The following is an 18,717-nucleotide window of genomic DNA, read 5'->3' as shown; positions in this document are numbered from 1 at the left end:
AAAGTGTTGCAAATTGACGATATGAGTCGCTATAGTGCTTGTTTATGGAAGACAACGATCAACAATATTCAACAGCTGACAATAAAGCTACAATCGCTGAGCCAGCTTTTCGTTATAATGCGCAACTCGCACAAGATATTGAGCAGCGCTGGCAAAAAACCTGGGATGAGCAAGGCACATTCTGGGCTGCTAATGTTAAGGGTAATTTAAGGGATGGTGAAGGCAGGAATGCTGAAGGCCGCCCTTCTTTCTTTGCAATGGACATGTTCCCGTACCCTTCTGGTAAGGGCTTGCACGTTGGGCATCCTCTTGGATATTTGGCAACGGATGTTGTAAGCCGATATCACCGCATGAAAGGCGAGAACGTTTTGCATGCTATGGGCTACGACGCTTTTGGACTTCCTGCAGAACAGTACGCTGTGCAAACTGGTCAGCATCCTCGCATTACTACCGAGGCAAATATTGCAAATATGCGCAGGCAGTTGCATCGCATGGGATTAAGCTTTGATGATCGTAGGTCTTTTGCAACGATTGATACAAACTACGTTCGTTGGACACAATGGATTTTCTCGAAGCTTTACGACGCTTGGTATAACCCTGATTTTGTGCGCAAAGATGGAGGAAAGGGTTCCGCTCGACCAATTTGTGAGCTTGTTGATGAGTTTAAGAGCGCAAAGCGCGAAATTCCTGGTTTTGCAGGCAAAAAGTGGGAAGAACTTAGCAAAGTAGAGCAAGCAGACGTTTTGAATGACTTCCGTATTGCTTATATTTCTAAGTCTCCTGTAAATTGGTGCCCAGGATTGGGAACTGTGCTTGCAAACGAGGAAGTTACTGCAGAAGGAAAATCTGAGCGCGGAAACTTCCCAGTATTCCAGCGCAATCTTCGTCAGTGGTCAATGCGAATTACGGCTTACGCTCATCGCCTGGTTGAAGATTTGAATACGATTGATTGGCCAGAAAAAGTTAAGCTTATGCAGCGAAACTGGATTGGCGAATCTCACGGTGCTTCCGTTCACTTTGATGTGCCTTGTGCAGATGGTGAAACGCGCGATTTGGAAGTGTACACAACTCGTCCAGACACGCTTTTTGGTACAACTTTTGCTGTTGTTTCTGTAGATCATCCGATTCTTGAGCATATTCCAGAAGCCTGGAGTGCAAACGTTCCAGAAAGTTGGAAGGGTGGCTACGCAAATCTTGAAGAAGGATTGGCAGAGTACCAAGCTCAAGCTCGTGCAAAGACTGCTAAAGATCGCACGGAAGATGCTGGAGCAAAAACAGGCTTGTTTACTGGTCTTTATGCAATTAATCCTGTAACTGGTGCAAAACTTCCACTGTTTGTTGCAGATTATGTGCTTATGGGCTACGGAACGGGCGCAATTATGGCAGTTCCAGGCGGTGATCAGCGCGATTATGATTTTGCAAAAGCTTTCGGCTTGCCTGTGATTTACACTGTTAAGCCTTTGCCTGATTCTGGCGAAAAGTTAGAAGATTATGATGGCAAAGCTCCGTTTGTTTCTCACGATGGAATTGTTATTAACTCTTCTGTTGAGCATACTTATAAACTTGGTGACGCTTTGTCTATTAACGGTTTGCGCGTAGATGAAGCTATTAAAAAAGTTACGACTTGGCTTGAAGCAGCAGGCGTAGGAGTTGGCAAGGTTTCTTACAGACTTCGCGACTGGCTGTTCTCTAGGCAGCGCTACTGGGGTGAGCCTTTCCCAATTGTTTACGACGAGGATGGTGTTGCTCATTTAGTTCCAGATAGCGAGCTTCCGATTGCTTTGCCAGACGTTCCAGACTATCAGCCAAAGACTTATGCTCCAGACGATGCAAACTCGGAGCCAGAAGCGCCGTTGAGTCGAAATGATGATTGGGTTAAAGTTCAGCTTGATCTTGGTGACAGTGTAAAAACCTACTATCGAGACACCAACACTATGCCAAATTGGGCTGGTTCATGCTGGTATTACATGCGTTATTTGGATCCAAACGACGCTGAGCATATGGTTGACAGCGACGAATACGACTATTGGATGGGTACGAATCGTCCTGGTAAAGAACATGTTTCTGGCGGCGTTGACCTTTATGTTGGTGGCGTAGAGCATGCAGTTTTGCACTTGCTTTACTCGCGATTCTGGCATAAAGCGCTTTATGACTTGGGCTACGTGGATTCTGCTGAGCCGTTCCATCGCCTATTTAACCAGGGCATGATTCAAGCTTATGCGTACACGGACGAGCGTGGACAGTACGTTCCGGCTGATGAGGTTGAGGAAGGTGCTCCAAATGGCTCCGGCGAGCCAACATTTACGTGGCACGGCAAGAGCGTGAATCGCGAATTTGGCAAAATGGGCAAGAGCCTAAAGAATATTGTGACTCCAGACTACATGTACGAAAACTACGGTGCAGATACGTTCCGTTTGTACGAAATGAGTATGGGTCCACTTTCTGAATCTCGACCATGGAATACGCGTAACGTTGTTGGAGGCATGCGATTCTTGCAGCGCTTGTGGCGTAACGTTGTTAACGAAGAAACAGGCGCTTGCGTAGTAACAGAAGATGCGCTCGACGAAAAGACGCTTAAGCTTCTTAACAACACGATTGCCGAAGTGACTGTAGAAATGGAAGCAATGCGTCCAAACACTGCAATCGCTAAGCTGATTGTGTTAAATAACCACTTAACGTCTTTGCCTAGAGTGCCTCGCGCAGCAGTTGAGCCGCTTGTTCTTATGCTTTCTCCAATTGCGCCGCATATTTGCGAAGAAATGTGGAGCAAGCTTGGGCATACTAAGTCGATTGCTCACGCAAATTGGCCTGTTGCAGATTCTCGCTATGTTGGTGCAGATACTGTTACAGCTGTTGTGCAAATCAAGGGCAAAGTTCGCGCAAAGCTTGAAGTTGACCCGAATATTGATGCTAGCGAGCTTGAAAAGCTTGCGTTGGAAGCTGTTGCTGATCGCTTGGGCGGTAAAGCTCCGCGCAAGGTAATTGTGAAGGCTCCAAAGATTGTGTCTATTGTGCCAGACGAAAGCTGAAAACTCAATGTTTTCTAGGCAAAATAGCCTTTAACCACATTGGTTAATTTTACTTGAAAGATGCTTATCTTCATTTAATAGTGGAGGTAAGCATCTTTTTTTTATGAATGATTATTAAATAACAAAAGGAGGTGGTTAAAGGTGCATAAAACGAGTCGTAATGTTTTGGAAAGGCTTGATGCGATTAGTGGCTTGAACAATTATGTTAGTGAAGAAATCAGCGATATTAGTGATTCTTATAGAGAAGCTAAAGATTTACAGCATACAAAAGATGATTTGAATATTTTAGACTATAAAACTTGTGTTTTAGATAGCGAAACTAAAGAACGTGCGCTCGCTTTGAAAGACCTTGCTACTAATGCTAATAGTTCTTCATTAAAAGTTGATGATTTTAATAAGCGCAACGAAGCAAGAGTGAAGAATCATGTTAGATTGGCTATAAAGCCTGCTCATGTTTTAGCAATAATGCTGATTTTAGTTGTTTGCTTATCTTGTAGTTTAACAATGTTAATGAGTCAATATGCAACGTATAGCAAGGTTTATGCATATAACGCTAGCGCAAAATCAAAAGATCATTCTAATAAGCAAGTTGATTTTTACAATAAGTCAGATGCTAAAGATGATGCTAAAGATGATGCTAAAGATGATGCTAAAGATGATGCTAAAGATGATGGCAAGGATGAATCAAAAGGCGAATCAAAAAGCGAATCAAAAGTGAACGCTAATCATAAAAGTGAGTTAAAAAAAGATGAAGAAAGCGTTGAAAGTGTTAGCAAAAATCAAGATTTGATTGAAAAAAATAAGAGTGAATATAGTCAAAATAGAAGCAAAAATATTCAAAATAAAAGTGAATGCATAAATATAAATAGTGCTGGATCGGAAGAATTACAAGCAATAAAAGGCATAGGGCCAAAAATGGCTCAAAGAATATTAGACATGCGTAAAAAAGTTCGCGTTTTTAATCGTGTTGAAGATTTGATGCAAGTCAACGGGATTGGTCCCAAAACTTTTGCAAAGATTAAATCGATGATTTGTGTTGGTTAAGAATCGCTTATCTATAGGTTTATTTTATAACTTTGTTGTTTAAGGCGTAAAATGGAAGAATTTTATTGGAATTTTGAAAATGGAAACAAGGATTTTAGACTTGTTCCAATTGCTTTTGCAATGTGGTTTGGATGCTTGTATGCAAGATTTATATGCAAAAGTAATCAAGTTTTAGCGTATACAATATTTGCCACTTTTGCGTTTGCTATTCTGTGCTTTTATGTTTCATTCTCTAATGAATCATTTTTTAATGGTGTGCTTAAATCTAAATTTTTGAGACGCTTAGGAATAATCAAATACAAGCAAACTTTTTATGCGATTATGTGCGCATTTTTAGCTTCATTTATGATTTGTTCTATTACGCAATGCTTAGAAGAGCTAGATCCTGTTTTTTCTGTTATTAAAAGCGAAAGTGCTAGAAGCGCTCAAAGCTATGATGGTAATAAAAGGCTCGATTCTAAAAGCGCTAAAGTGGTTATGAAAATAACGTCTCCCTTAAGAACATCTCCTTCTTTTAGAGGAGATTGTGTAGCTAATGTAAGTGTTAAAAGTGTTGAAACAGAAGATAAAAATCATGTTGTGCAAAAACATGTGAGTTTTGCAAGCGCAAAACTCTACGCTTTTAATCCAGATTGTAAAGCAATTAATTATGGCTATACGATTAGCAGTTTTGCAAAGATTGGTATCTCAAAATTTGGAGCAAATAATGTAGAAATTCAAATTCCTAAAGCTAGTAAAAAAGATAAATCTAAGTTTAGCAATGAAGATAAATCGAGCAAAAATCAAGTCAATTCCTTAAAAGTGATTGAAAAATCTGGGTTTTTAACAAGTGCTCTAAACAATCTTTATAAAGAATTTTACAAAGTTACAGGCAATTTGAGTGAGCAGGGTCAAATGCTTGTTCCTGGCCTTACTGTAGGGCTTTTAGGTCAAGAGCATTTAAGCAATGACGATGAAGACAAAAGTAGTCAAATTGACAGCTCTTATGCGAATACAATGAAGCAAAGATTTAAGATTTCGGGAATAATGCATTTAATGGCAGTTTCTGGAGGCCACTTTTTGCTTGTTGCAGCAATGATTCGTAAAGTTTGCTTATATTTTCTTGCTCCAAAATGGGTGTGTGCGTTTCTGGAAATACTGGGAAATGTTTCTTTAGCACTTATTGTTTACCCATCTGCTTCGGTTTTACGCGCACTTATAATGGGCATTATTTGTTCAATCGCATTTTTACTTTCTAGAGCGTATCAATCGGCTAGCGCATTAAGCTTAACTGTTATAGGTGTTTTATTTGTTTGCCCTAAGTTTGCGTGGGATTATGCGTTTGCGCTTTCTGCGTGTGCAACTTTTGGAATAATTGTTTGTGGAATGCCTTTAAGAAGAATCTTTTTAAGATATATGCCGTCTAGTATTGCAAGCGCATTAAGTATTACATTGTGTGCTCAATGTTTTACACTTCCTGTGCAAATATTAATGCAACCTCAAGTTTCTTTTATATCTATTATAGCGAACTTACTTGTTGCTCCTTTTGTTGATTTTGCAACGATTTTTGGGCTTTTGTCACTTGTTTGCGCGTGCTGGAATTACTCGATTGCGCTATTTTTCGCTAATATTTCTTCTATTGGAACAAACATTATGGCAAATTGTGCTTGGAATCTTGGAGATTTACAAATCGGAGTTATTCCATGGGTTTCAGGGCCATTAGGTGCGTGGCTTGCGTGGTCGGTTGAATTTAGCGTATTTTTGTGTGCATTTTTTATTAATAAGTATCTTAAAAATAAAGAATTTTATAATTCGTTTAAGATTTACGCTCAAGCAAAGTCAAATCGCTTTAAGCATCTTGTAGATGATTCGGTTGAACTTTTTGAATGATTTTTGTGCAAGTGATGATTTTGAGCAATTTTTATAGTCAATTTATAGTCAATCATCTTAAGTTTTGTATAGTTTGTACAATTATTAGATGTGTTAAATAGCTAAAAATAATCGAATTAATGGTAGATTTGATTAGCTAACTTGCAAGACATTAGCATTAAGTTGCAAAACATTAGCATTAAGGGGTACGTATGCAAACGTTAAAGAACTTTGCGCCACTTACGATTGTAGTTGGTGGGGATGCGTATTTGAATGATTTGAACGCTCGCGACTTAAAAACGCGCATATTAGGCTCATACCCAGATGCAGATGTTGTAAATTTAGACGCTTTGAATGCCGATAAATATGCTTTTGTAACTGCCACAGGTCCATCACTTTTTTCTAGTGGAACAATTGTTGTTATTAATAATCTTGAGCAAGCTAATGAAGATTTAGTTGAAGCGATAATAGAGTTTTGCGCTAGTAAATCTAAATCTAATGTAAAATCTAATGAAAACGATTGCTGGGTTATTGCACGACACGAAGGTGGCGTTAAAGGAAAGTCAATAGTTACAAAGCTAGAAAAAGCTGGAGCAAATAAAATAACTGTTCCAGATCTTAAAAAAGATGATGCAAGATTGAATTTTATGCTAAGTCTTTTTGAAAGACAAAATCGCACAGTGGAGCCTGCAGCCGCTGCGCGCATTGTAGAGGTTTTAGGCGGGAAAACTGACCAGTTGGCAGCTCTTTGTTCTCAGCTTTGTTTTGATTTTGAAGATAACCCAATAACGCTAAAAATAGTTGACCAATACTTAATATCGGATCCGCAAGTAACTGGATTTTTTGTGGCAGATAAAGCTGCACAAGGAAACGCGGGTCAAGCTATTCTTGCTGCAAGAAGAGCGGTTTTGCAAGGCGTTGACCCTATAGCGTTGATTGGAGCTTTGGCTGTAAAAATGCGCATAATCGCAAAAGCTATAGCAGTTAAAAACGGAGAAATTTCTAATGCTCAAGCAAAAGTGAACCCGTGGGCGTTAAAAATGGCTATGAGAGATTTAGGTGGGTGGAGTGAGAATGGGATTCGTAAGTGTTTTATGTGTTTAGCATGGGCCGATGAGCAATGCAAAGGCGGAACAAGCGATGCTGATTACGCTTTAGAAAAATGCATTAGCATGATTGCTTTGCGTGGTCGTTAAATTAAATTAAGTCGAAAGTGTGCGATTTTGGAAAATCATAATATTAAAAAGCTTGTGATTCCAAGTGATTCGTGTATGCAAGATCTTGGAGAATCAATCGCAAAAATAGTGCATGAAACAGACGTTATTTTGCTTTCTGGCCCTCTTGGTGCTGGAAAGACAACGTTTGCTAAAGGATTTGGTAAAGGCTTAGCAATAAAAGAGCCAATAGTTTCCCCAACTTTTACTATTGCTAGAGAGCTTAAAGGCACGTTTTCTAACGGAAAAGTGGCAAATCTTATTCATGTAGACGCGTACAGGCTTGGTGGAAAAGATTACGCTCCAGGGCAAGACACTGTTTCTAGGCTTTTAGATGAGCTTGAATCACTTGGATTAGACGAAGCTTTGGAAGAGCCAGGAGATGGAACTGTTGTGCTTATGGAATGGGGAGAGCAAATGGCAGGCGTTCTTGCAAATGTTCGTCTTGAAGTTCATATTGATAGGCCGATTGATAAAAGCGAATCAAATGAGTTTACGAGCGAAGGAAATCGCGTTGTAACGCTTGTTCCAGTTGGGGGAGACTGGTGTGATCGCTTAAAAATTCTTGATTAAGAGTAAGCTAAATTGGTTAGTCAATTTAAGGAATGAAAATGAGCAATACGCTGATTATAGACACGTCGTACGGTTCAACAGTTGGAGTTGTGGGGCATAATCCGATAATAGAAACGGATTCTCGCACTCATGTTGAAAGATTGCAAGTAAACATTGATTCTGCTGTAAAAAATGCTGGACTAGAGCTTAATCAAATAGATGAGATTGTAGTTGGAGTAGGCCCTGCTCCTTTTACTGGTTTACGAGCTGGACTAGTTGCTGCTAAGGCGATTGCTTTTGCGAATAACGCAAAGATTCTAGGATGCGACAGCTTGCTTCCACAAAGTTTAATGATTCGTTCTGGAGCTTTTGAAGAATCGCTTAAAAATGGCGTTATCTCTAATAGCGAAATAGTCGAAAATAATGAATCTTGCGTAGCTAAACACACGTATGTTCTTTCGCTAAATGACGCTAGAAGACGCCAAGTTTATATGAGTTTATACGACGATAGTGGTTGCGAAGTAATAGAAATGGATATTGATTATCCTGCAAATATTGTTGATAGAGTAAATCAATATTTTGAATCAAATAATATTTGCGATTATTGCGTTTGCGTTGCAGGTCATGGTGCTAAAAAATACGCTGAAGATTGGAAGAAAATCGAGAATATATGCTTAATTACCGAAGTGAGCGCTCTTGATTTAGGCGTAAAAGGATTAGAGATATTTAAGCTGTGCGCAAGTCAAAAAGACGTTATTGAACCGCTTTATTTAAGAAGACCAGACGTATCTGTTCCAAACCCGTTGAAGCATGTTTTAGGGTCTGGCGCTGCTACAAAAGTGGCAGAAGTAGCGGAAAAATAGGATTCAAGCGAAGTACGCATATGATTGTATACATAACTCGCTCAAAATATCCAGCTTGTGTATCAAATAGTAAAAGCAGAGCTATAGAGAAAATTGATTGTGCAAAATATGAAGCAATAGTTTCTCAAATTGCAAAAATCGAAGCAGACTTGTTTGGACCAGGATGCTGGAACAAGAACATGATTTTGCAAGAGTTACAAGCACCGATGCGCGCGTATTATGCAGATGTTGATCTAAACACAAATACGGTAGCTGGGTATGCAGGATTTTGGTTTGATGGTGACGACGCTCAAATAATGACAATAGGTGTTGCAAAAGAGTATCAAAAGCGAGGAATCGCAAGCAATCTTCTAAAAACTATGATCGAAAATGCAAAATCAATCGGCGCAAAACGAATGCTTTTAGAAGTTAAAGTAAATAACAATCCAGCGTTAAAACTGTATGAAAAATTCGGTTTTACAAAAATGGGATTACGAAAAAGATACTATATGCCAGAAGGAATAGACGCATATACAATGTGTGCGCAAATGGAAGGCTTAAACAACTTAGACGACTTAGAAAATTTAGAAAACTCAAAAAACTTAGAAGAATCTAGCGAAGCTTATAACAGTGCTAAAAGTGAGGAAAACAATGAGTGAAACAATGAATAAAACAAGCGAGCCAATAGTTTTAGGCATTGAATCAACTTGCGACGAAACAGCAGCCGCAATCGTTAAAGGAAGAACATTAGTTTCTAACGTTGTAGCATCCTCAATGCAAGAACATGCGCGCTACGGCGGTGTTATACCAGAAATCGCATCGCGCGCGCATGCAGAAGCATTTGTGCCAGTTGTATCAAAAGCATTAGCAGATGCAAATATGGATTTAAGCGATATTGATGCTATAGCAGTAAGCGCAGGACCGGGATTAGCAGGATGCTTAGCTGTTGGTGTTTCTGGCGCTAAAGCACTAGCCAGTGCTGCAAAAAAGCCGATTTATGGAATAAACCACGTTATTGGACACATTGCAGTAACGCAATTGCAATTCGGAGACGTGCCTAAAGACGTTCTTGCTTTAATTGTTTCTGGCGGACACACTTCACTTCTTCACGTGAACGATATTGCGCGCAGCATAGACGTTGTTGGAACAACATTAGATGATGCAGCTGGCGAGTGCTTTGATAAAGTAGCTAGATTGCTTGGATTCCCTTATCCAGGAGGTCCGCATATTGATAGGCACGGGCGCCTTGGAAATCCAAATACGTTGAAGGTTCCGCAAGGACTTACGCAAGGTCGTTCTGGCAAAGAGCATCCTTACGACTTTAGTTTTTCGGGTGTCAAAACTGCTGTTGCGCGTTGGGTGGAAGCTCGCCAAGCACAAGGCTTAGAAATACCAGTTGACGACGTTTGTGCGTCTTTAGCAAACTCTGTTGCAGATGTTCTTTCTCGCAAAGCTATGATGGGCTGCGAGCAATACGGTTCTAAAACTTTGCTGATTGGTGGCGGATTCTCTGCAAACTCGCAACTTAGAGAGCATCTTTTAGAGCAAGGCAAAGAGCACGGAATCGAAGTTCGCTTGCCGCAGCTTAAGCTTTGCACAGATAACGGAGCAATGGTGGCAATGCTTGGCGTGAATTTGGTAGAAGCAGGCGTTCGTCCATCTGCTCCAGATTTTGCAATCGATTCAGCAATGCCACTTACAACCGTTAGCTTATAATAGTAAAAGTCGTTCTAAAAATAAGCGAGGTGTTTTGTGTACGAAAGCTATGCGCGTAGAGGAGTTTTGCAAGTTGGTGAAAAAATCCAATTCACCGATAGAAAAGGCAAGCGAATCACAGCACAGCTTGTTAAAGGCGGAGTTACACAAACCGAGCATGGCATTATTTTGCACGACGATGTTATTGGCAAAACTCAAGGCGTTGTAGTAACAACAGTTAGCACAAAACGTGATTTTGAGCGCAGTAATAAGCAACTTGACGCATCTAAAGAATCAAACAAGCCTTGGATGGCGGCGCGCGCAATAGGCGGATGGGATTATGTAGTTATGCGTCCGCGATTAGCAGATTACGTTTTATCTATGCCAAGAGGTGCTCAAATAATGTATCCAAAAGATATTGCACAAGTGATTTCTTTAGGAGATATTCGCTCTGGAATGCGCGTTTTAGAGTCGGGAGCAGGCTCTGGTGCAATGAGCTTAAGTCTTTTAGACGCTGTTGGTCAAAGTGGCGAGCTTACAACAATAGAGCTTAGGCCTGATTTTGCTAGAATAGCGCAACTAAATGCAACGATTTATTATGGCGAAAAACCAAAATGGTGGAATCTTTTAACTGGAGATTTTGACACAGTAGCAAAGTCTCTTCCAGAAGGCTATTTTGATCGCATTATGCTAGATATGCTTGACCCTTGGAATAGGCTTGAACAAGCTTATAGGGTTATTGCTCCAGGTGGCGTATTAGTTGCGTACGTAACAACAACAACGCAAATGTCTAGAATGGCACAAAGTTTGCGAGCTTCGGGAGTTTGGACAGAGCCAGAGATTCAAGAAACGTTAGAAAGAACTTGGAAAGCTCAAGATTTAGCAGTTAGACCAGATCACGCAATGATAGGTCATACTGGTTTTTTGGTTATTTCGCGCGCAATGGCTCAAGGATTTAATGCACTAAAAAAGCGCGAGCGTGCTACAAAAGATACTGTTAGCGATATTGATGATTTAACTACCGAAGAGCGCGCAGAACAGCTAGAAGACTTGTCTCTTAGAGATATATCTGATAGAAAACTTAGAAAAGTCCTTAGAGATTTAGATTTGCAAATCGCACAATTGCCTAACTCAAATCCAAAGCCTAATAAGGCTTAACTGAAGACTGAGGAGATTAAAATGGCGGCGTCAATTAAAAAAATCGTTAAAAAAGTAAAGCATGCAAAATATGTGCTGCTACTAATGCGCCACGCAAAAGCGGTGCCGCCAACAATGGGAGATGATTGGGGAAGAGACCTTAGCGATAAAGGCATAAAACAAGCAAAAATCATGGCAAAAGGATTGAAATCTTTAAAGCTTGTTCCAGATTATATTGTTTGTTCAAGTGCAAATCGCACAGAGCAAACAATGCATAAAATGCTTAAAAAGTTTGGAGATTCGCCAATAGTTGCATCAAGAAAAAGCTTATATGATGGCGGAATGCAATCTGTAATGGATGAGCTTTGTGAGATTAGGAGTGAATCTAAAATAACAATGATTATAGGCCATGAGCCAACAATGTCGATGGCTGCGCAATGGCTTTCTTCCCCAGATTCCGACCCAGACGTTTTAGGAACAATGAGACTTGGGCTTTCTAACGCTTCGATTGTTGTGCTAGTTTCCGACTCTCCTTTTGCAACGTGCGGACTTCGCGGAGCAAAAGCATTGGGTGTTATAAGTCCAAAGGATTTTGAGTAGTAAAATACGCATAAATTTGCATAAAATCCTTATAAAATTTGCATAAATATACGCGAATCATTTGTATAAATCTGCATAAATCATATGCATAAATCTGCATATAAGTTTAGCTTATAACGACACCCCAAAATAGGTAATGACCTCATTAAGCCAAATGTTTGCTAGGCTGAATCAGGTTGTTAATTATTTGGAGGATATATGCATACTGTTCTTACATCCGTACAGGGATTCCCGCGAATCGGCGCAAATCGCGAGCTTAAAAAAATTATTGAACGCTATTGGAAAAAAGACGCAACTCTAGAAGAAGTAAGACAAGTTGCAAAAGATTTGCGCAAAAAGCATTGGAAAATTCAAGCAGAATCTGGAATAGAACTTATACCAAGCAACGATTTTAGCTACTATGATCAAATGCTAGACACAGCAATCCTGCTTGGTGCAGTGCCAGAACGGTACAAGAATCTAGAGTTTGAAAATGCAGAAGATACGCTTTTTGCCATCGCGCGCGGATATCAAGGGGATAGAGGGGATGTAACAGCTCTTCCAATGAAGAAGTGGTTTACAACTAATTACCACTACATTGTTCCAGAAGTAGAAAATCCGCAAAATTTGCATTTAGATGGAACAAAACCATTCGACGAGTTTAATGAAGCAAAAGCGCTAGGAATTGAAACAAAGCCAGTGCTGATTGGCCCATACACATTCTTAAAGCTTGCTCGCAATCCTCAAGCTCAAGAATTAGAAGCAAACAAAGAAACGATTGAAGCATTAGCAAACGCATATTGCGATATTGTAAAACGATTTGCAAGTCTTGGAGCAAAATGGTTGCAATTTGACGAACCATACTTGTGCTTAGATAAAGAAGATGGCGATTTAAGGATTTTTAGCGATTTATATGAGCCGATTCTTCAAAGCAGACTTGAAAGCACAGAGAATGCTGAAAACGTTAAGATTTTGCTTAACACGTATTTTGGCAATATTTTAGACTCATACAAAACACTAAACGATTTAGCGTTCGATGCGATTGGCTTAGATTTTGTAGAAGGCAAAGAAGAAAACCTTGAAGCTTTGCAAAAATATGGAGTAAACGAGAAAACAACTATTTTTGCAGGAGTTGTAAACGGCAGAAACATTTGGAAAAATGACTACGCACAAAGTCTTGGCTTGCTAGACGCTTTGCAAAAAAATGTTACTAATCGCATAACTGTTTCTACTGCATGCTCGCTTTTGCATGTTCCATTTAGTACGGATGGAGAAGAGCTTGGCGAAGATGTATTAAAGCATTTTGCGTTTGCTGTAGAAAAGTTGAAGGAAGTAAGCGAAATCGCTAAGCTTTGCGTTTTGAATGATGATGAGCTTAAAAATAGCGAGGAATTAGCACAAAATCAGGCATTATTTGACGGGTCTAGAGTAAAGGTAGACGAAAACGTTAAATCGCGAATCGCAAGCCTTAAGACAGAAGATTTTGAGCGAAAGCCATCTCGCGCGGAGCGTCAAAAATTACAAAAAGAAGCATTAGGATTGCCTGATTTACCTACAACAACTATCGGATCCTTCCCTCAAACAAAAGAAATAAGGTCAATTCGAGCGCTTTTTAGAAAAGGCGAAATCAGCAAAGAAGAATATAACGCTTTTATTGCCAAGCAAATAGACGAGTGCATAGAACATCAGGAGCGCATTGGCTTAGACGTTCTTGTGCATGGCGAATTTGAGCGAAACGACATGGTTGAATACTTTGGCCAGCATTTGCACGGATTTAAGTTTACAAAAAACGCTTGGGTGCAGTCTTATGGAACTCGATGCGTAAAGCCTCCAATCGTTTGGAGCGATGTTTCTAGAGCGCAGCCAATCACAGTAGAGTGGAGTGCGTATGCTCAAAGCCGCACAAATCGTGTTATGAAAGGCATGCTAACGGGGCCTGTTACGATTCTTAACTGGTCTTGGCCTCGAGAAGATATTACGCACGAAGAACAAACGCAGCAGCTTGCTCTTGCTATTCGAGATGAAGTTTTGGACTTGGAGCGTGCTGGAATTCGCGTAATTCAAATCGATGAGGCAGCTTTGCGTGAAAAGCTTCCGCTTAGGCGTTCTGATTGGCATAAGAAGTATTTGGATTGGGCAATTGCATCTTTCCGTCTTGTGCACTCTGCTGTAGATGCTACTACGCAAATCCACACGCATATGTGCTACTCGGAGTTTAACGACATTATTCGAGACATTGATGCAATGGACGCGGACGTTATTTCGTTTGAAGCTTCGCGCGGAGATCTAGTTGTTTTGGACGCTATTCATAACGCGAACTTTGAAACAGAAGCGGGCCCTGGAGTTTACGACATTCACTCTCCTCGCGTTCCTGGCGAAGAAGAAATTGTTAACAGGATTCACGAGATTTTGCACAAAATGCCAGCTAACAAACTTTGGATTAATCCAGATTGTGGCTTAAAAACTCGAGGCAATGCAGAAACGTGGGTTAGCTTGCAAAATCTTGTTTCTGCAGCTAAAAAAGTTAGAAGCGAATTGGGTGGCGGTCTAAAATGACGTACAAACCAAAGTTTTCTTTAGAGGTGTTTCCGCCTAAAAGAACATCTCCAATAGGCACGATTTACGACACTTTAGACGGCTTAAGGGGTTTAGATCCAGATTTTATATCTGTAACTTACGGAACAGGAAAATCTTCGGATCGAACTGCTACTGCTAGGATCGCAAACACTATTCGATCGGAGTATGGTATTAAAACTGTTGCTCACTTAACAGCAAGATACTTGGATTATGACGATGTTGACGAAGCTTTAGACATGTTTGATAAGGCAGGCGTTAGTGGTGTTTTAGCTTTGCGCGGAGACGTTATTGAAAGTCAGAATGCTGCTGGAGTGTTTAATCACGCAAGCGATTTAGTGTCGTATATTCGCTCAAAGCGACCAGATTTGCCTATTTTGGGTGCATGCTACCCAGAAAAACATCCAGAAGCTGCTACTTTGCAAGAAGACATCGATAATCTAAAGCGAAAAGTGGATGCTGGAGTAACTTACTTGATTTCGCAACTTTTTTACAATAACGATGACTTTTTGCATTTTAGGGATTTAGCTAGAAAAGCTGGCATTAACGTTCCTATTGAAGCTGGAGTTATGCCAGTTGTAAACGCAAATCAAGTTAAGCGAATGACAAAAATGTGCTCTTCTAAAATGAGTGAGCCAGTTTTAGCAATGATTGAGCGATGGGGAAGTAACCCAGAAGTTTTGCAAGACGCTGGAAGCATATTTGCGTCTCAACAGATTAACGATTTAGTTGCGGAAGGTGTAGACGGAATACACTTGTACACAATGAATCGTCCTGGCGTTACTAGAAGCATTTGGTCAAACGTTAAGCCACTTTTTACTAAAATCGTGTAGATTGCGCAAATCGTACTTGTGGTGCCGTGCAAAATATTGTTGTACGACACCACAATGTACAGTGGCGTTATGAGCAATCAAACAAGTAATGCTGGAGATCTAAGCAATGGCTTTAGCACGATTTTGAACGTGGAATCAAAAGCTAATTTGCAAAATGGTTCAAAAAGCAACTTAGGTTTTGCTCAAGAAAGCAACTTATCGTATAGAAGTCTAGTTAAAGCAGGGTTTGCGCGCCCAGAATCTGCTCGTAAAACTATAGAAGATATTTGCAAAAATTGTGAGAATAATTCAATTAATGTGCTCAAAATCTTAGAAAGCATAAATAGAGTAGAAGATCCAGATTACGCAATTTTATCATTTAACGACATGTATAAATCGCGTCAAAAAGTTGTTGAAAATATTGCTCAAAACTCGAATAATTCACTAATAACAAGTCCGCTTTCGTCTTTAATGCAAGTTCTTGGAGCATCTAAAGCGTTTGCAATGCTAATGCGAACACGCGAAGACTTAATAAGCGCTGCCGCAAATGACCCAAATCATTTGCTACATATGACTTTAGAAGAGCGTGTTTCGGATTTACTAGAAGCTGTTCAATCGTACAGTGCAACAGTAGTAAATGAAGAAAAAGATGATGACAAGAATTGCGATTCGTGCACTGTTCCAATAAGCTCCATGGGTTTTGCACAAGCTGTTTGTGCGCTTAGAGCGAGATATCGCCAGCATATTGCTGCGATTATGGCATACGATTTGGCAAGCGCAGATCCTGTAGAATTGCAGCCAGATATAAGCTGTAAACTTTCGGATGCTGCGGATGCTGCTTTAGAGGCGGCTCTTGCGATTGCACGCGGGCAAGTTTCTGGATCTTGTTGTTGCAAGTTTGCAATAATCGCAATGGGAAAATTGGGAGCGCGAGAAATAAACTACGTTTCCGACATTGACTTAATATATGTAGTGGAGCCAACTAATGGCGTTAAACAAGATGAAGCTTTGCGAGTTGGCTCTTCTATTGCGCTTGTTTTGCAAAAAGTATGTCAGTCGGTTGTAATGGGTTGCGCTGAGCCGCCATTGTGGCAAATTGATACTGCTCTAAGGCCAGAAGGCAAAGATGGTCCGCTTGTTAGGCGTTTGGAATCGCATAGAGAATACTACGAAAAGTGGGCAAGTAGTTGGGAGTTTCAAGCATTACTAAAGTCGAGGCCAGCTGCAGGAGATGTGCAACTTGGTAAAGATTATAGACAAATGGCAGATTCGCTTGTTTGGAAAGCGTCTGGTCGTGAACACTTTGTTGCAGATTGCCAACATATGAGACAGCGAGTGGAGTCTTTGATTCCTGCGTCTCATAGAGATTTAGACATGAAGCTTGGTCGCGGAGGATTGCGCGATGTTGAGTTTACTGTGCAAATGTTGCAACTTGTGCACGGAAGCGAAGACACGTCTTTGCGAGTTAGAGATACACTAGGCGCGCTTAACGCATTATCTGCTGGAGGTTATGTTTCTAGATCGCAAGCTGCGATTTTGGCAGAACACTACCGTTTTGAGCGCGTGCTCGAGCATCGCCAGCAAATGTGGAATATGCAACGTACGCATTTATTCCCAGATTTAGGTGCGCAAGGAAATGGTGGGTTAGATCGCGCAAGAAGCATTAGTGTAGAAGATCTTAACAGTAACGAGCAAATTAGGCGTCTTGCTAGAGCTGTTAGACTTAAGCCAGAAGAGCTTGTTGCGCGATTCGACAAAGCGCGACGAGAAATTAGACACTTGCATAAAGATATTTATTACCGCCCAATGCTTCCGATTAATGCGCAAACGGATGCGGATCCTATTGTGTTGTCTGCAGAGGCTGCTCGCGCTCGCTTTGCGTCAATCGGATTTGCAGATGCAAAAGCTGCACAAATGCATGTTGAAGCTCTTACTGAGGGACTTTCGCGTGCTGCTAAAATTCACAGAATTTTGCTTCCTGCAGTGTTGAAATGGCTTGGAGAAGGTCAAAATCCCGACATGGGTTTGCTTGCTTTTAGGCGACTTTCCGAGCTCTTCGGTGGGAAAAACACGTATCTTGGATTTTTGCGTGACTCTCCTAGCGCAGCTCAACGGCTTTGCCACGTTTTGTCTGATTCGCGCTATTTAGGCGATGCAATGATGAAGTCCATACAGTCGATAACTTGGCTTGGAGACGACTCGACGCTTGCGCCAAGAGGCAGAGAAAGCTTAGATATGCAAACGCGAGCAATGGTTGCAAGATATTCAAGCAGTATTGCGGATTTTGCTCAATCTTTGCGCGCTTTAAGACGGCAAGAAATTGAGCGAGTAGCTCTTGCTTGGATGTGTGGGATTATTGACGATGATACTTCGATGCAAGCAATGAGTGACGTATTTGACGCTGTTCTTGATGCTGCTTTGCAATGGGCTATGAAAGATGCGTCTCGCAAAATGTGCCTAGATGAGAGCAAAGCTTCGATTTCAATTATTGCCCTCGGACGTTATGGCGGTAGGGAAGTTAACTTCTGCTCTGATGCAGATATGATGGTTGTTTATAAGCCTACACAAGATATTTGCGGTTGCGATTCTGGCGATGATTCTGGAGCTAATCTTGCTCACCGTTTTGCGCAAACTACTGTAGACATATTGCGAAATATTTTGCAAGGTACTCTTACTTTAGAGCCAAAAATCATGGTTGATTTAGATTTGCGACCAGAAGGTAAAGATGGGCCGCTTGTGCGCTCACTAGAATCGTGCGAGCACTACTACCAAAAGTGGGCAAGTACGTGGGAAAATCAGGCACTTTTGCGCGCGCGCTTTGCTGCAGGTTCTAAAGAGTTGGCGGATGCCTTGCTAAGTGGAGTAGTAAACGACTTGCGCTATTCATTGGAGCCTCTTAGCGAATCCCAATTAGCGGAAATTCGTAAGCTTAAAGCGCGTATGGAAGCAGAACGCTTGCCAAGAGGAGTTAGCAGAGACAGACATTTGAAGCTTGGGCGCGGCGGTTTAAGCGATGTTGAGTGGACTGTTCAGCTTTTGCAATTGCAATACGCTGGAAAATACGAGTCTTTGCGCACGGTTGGCACAATGCAAGCGTTGAAAGCGCTTAAAGAATTGCATTTGATTGAAGATGAAGATGCAAACGTGCTGGAGCGCTGCTGGCATATGTGTTCTGCAGTGCGAAATGCGAACTTCTTGTGGTCTGGCTCACTTGAGCGTGCGGATGTTATTCCAACAGACTCTTATTCTTTAGGCGGAATCGCCACTTATCTTGGCTACGATCCAAACCAGGGTCGCGTTTTTGAAAACGATTTAATGGCTGTTATGCGTCAATGCCGCGAAGTTATGTCTCGTCTGTTCTACTGTCGCTAAGTTTACAGTCGCAATCTAG

Annotated in this window: 13 protein-coding genes; all 13 read left to right on the top strand. The window is 41.0% G+C overall.

The window, feature by feature from the left end; all coding sequences use genetic code 11:
• Positions 1-44: 44 nt before the first annotated feature.
• The 13 genes from leuS to HXT45_RS04225 all read left to right on the top strand — a co-directional run bounded on the left by leuS (position 45) and on the right by HXT45_RS04225 (position 18,698).
• Entirely contained in the window at positions 45-3,029 is a 2,985-nt protein-coding gene (leuS, locus tag HXT45_RS04285) for a leucine--tRNA ligase (protein ID WP_020758614.1), read from the top strand.
• 141 nt (positions 3,030-3,170) lie between these two features.
• The gene (locus tag HXT45_RS04280; protein ID WP_421781365.1) at positions 3,171-4,073 is read left to right on the top strand and encodes a ComEA family DNA-binding protein; all 903 of its coding nucleotides are present in this window, start codon (positions 3,171-3,173) and stop codon (positions 4,071-4,073) included.
• Positions 4,074-4,124: 51 nt separating this feature from the next.
• Positions 4,125-5,942, top strand: coding sequence for a ComEC/Rec2 family competence protein (locus tag HXT45_RS04275; protein ID WP_421781363.1), 1,818 nt, complete (start codon positions 4,125-4,127; stop codon positions 5,940-5,942).
• A gap of 191 nt (positions 5,943-6,133) precedes the next feature.
• A complete protein-coding gene (gene holA, locus HXT45_RS04270) occupies positions 6,134-7,117 on the top strand; it encodes a DNA polymerase III subunit delta (protein ID WP_421781361.1) in 984 nt (327 codons plus the stop codon).
• Between the two features lie 75 nt (positions 7,118-7,192).
• A complete protein-coding gene (gene tsaE, locus HXT45_RS04265) occupies positions 7,193-7,708 on the top strand; it encodes a tRNA (adenosine(37)-N6)-threonylcarbamoyltransferase complex ATPase subunit type 1 TsaE (RefSeq protein WP_020758617.1) in 516 nt (171 codons plus the stop codon).
• A 38-nt stretch (positions 7,709-7,746) separates the two neighbouring features.
• Positions 7,747-8,550: a tRNA (adenosine(37)-N6)-threonylcarbamoyltransferase complex dimerization subunit type 1 TsaB gene (gene tsaB, locus HXT45_RS04260; RefSeq protein WP_421781360.1), complete on the top strand. Its 804-nt coding sequence runs from the start codon at positions 7,747-7,749 to the stop codon at positions 8,548-8,550.
• A 20-nt stretch (positions 8,551-8,570) separates the two neighbouring features.
• Entirely contained in the window at positions 8,571-9,188 is a 618-nt protein-coding gene (gene rimI, locus HXT45_RS04255; protein ID WP_421781358.1) for a ribosomal protein S18-alanine N-acetyltransferase, read from the top strand.
• Positions 9,181-10,245 (top strand): tRNA (adenosine(37)-N6)-threonylcarbamoyltransferase complex transferase subunit TsaD, encoded by a 1,065-nt coding sequence (tsaD, locus tag HXT45_RS04250; protein WP_421781356.1) that lies wholly within the window; start codon positions 9,181-9,183, stop codon positions 10,243-10,245. The genes rimI and tsaD overlap by 8 nt, the downstream gene beginning before the upstream one ends.
• A 36-nt stretch (positions 10,246-10,281) precedes the next feature.
• A complete protein-coding gene (locus HXT45_RS04245; protein WP_421781354.1) occupies positions 10,282-11,382 on the top strand; it encodes a tRNA (adenine-N1)-methyltransferase in 1,101 nt (366 codons plus the stop codon).
• A gap of 21 nt (positions 11,383-11,403) precedes the next feature.
• Positions 11,404-11,961: a SixA phosphatase family protein gene (locus HXT45_RS04240; RefSeq protein ID WP_004131024.1), complete on the top strand. Its 558-nt coding sequence runs from the start codon at positions 11,404-11,406 to the stop codon at positions 11,959-11,961.
• Positions 11,962-12,159: 198 nt separating this feature from the next.
• Entirely contained in the window at positions 12,160-14,496 is a 2,337-nt protein-coding gene (gene metE, locus HXT45_RS04235; RefSeq protein ID WP_421781352.1) for a 5-methyltetrahydropteroyltriglutamate--homocysteine S-methyltransferase, read from the top strand.
• A complete protein-coding gene (metF, locus tag HXT45_RS04230) occupies positions 14,493-15,347 on the top strand; it encodes a methylenetetrahydrofolate reductase [NAD(P)H] (RefSeq protein WP_004133041.1) in 855 nt (284 codons plus the stop codon). The genes metE and metF overlap by 4 nt, the downstream gene beginning before the upstream one ends.
• A gap of 54 nt (positions 15,348-15,401) precedes the next feature.
• Positions 15,402-18,698 carry a bifunctional [glutamine synthetase] adenylyltransferase/[glutamine synthetase]-adenylyl-L-tyrosine phosphorylase gene (locus tag HXT45_RS04225; protein ID WP_421781350.1) on the top strand — a complete coding sequence of 1,099 codons (3,297 nt, stop codon included), beginning with the start codon at positions 15,402-15,404 and terminating at the stop codon, positions 18,696-18,698.
• Positions 18,699-18,717: the final 19 nt, after the last annotated feature.

This window comes from Gardnerella sp. DNF01199S, assembly GCF_049244155.1.
Taxonomy (GTDB): domain Bacteria; phylum Actinomycetota; class Actinomycetes; order Actinomycetales; family Bifidobacteriaceae; genus Bifidobacterium; species Bifidobacterium piotii.
This window is presented reverse-complemented; position numbering and strand designations above follow the sequence as displayed.